The organism is Shigella sp. FC1567, assembly GCF_001743015.1.
Taxonomy (GTDB): Bacteria; Pseudomonadota; Gammaproteobacteria; order Enterobacterales; family Enterobacteriaceae; genus Escherichia; species Escherichia coli.
The window spans coordinates 1-218 of the sequence record NZ_MIIV01000478.1; the positions used below are offsets into that span (position 1 = coordinate 1).

Annotated in this window: 1 pseudogene; it reads left to right on the top strand. The window is 52.3% G+C overall.

The features are described 5' to 3' along the window. Nucleotides 1–218, top strand: a pseudogene (locus BHE85_RS20335) (IS1-like element transposase); the annotation flags it as partial.

The window sequence follows — 218 nt, forward strand, 5'->3', positions numbered from 1 at the left end:
TCTCTGCTCTCATTGCCGTAAAACATGGCAACTACAGTTCACTTACACCGCCTCTCAGCCCGGTACGCACCAGAAATCATTGATATGGCCATGAATGGCGTCGGATGTCGCGCCAGTGCACGCATTATGGGCGTTGGCCTCAACACGGTTTTACGTCACTTAAAAAACTCAGGCCGCAGTCGGTAACCTCGCGCATACAACCGGGCAGTGATGTGATT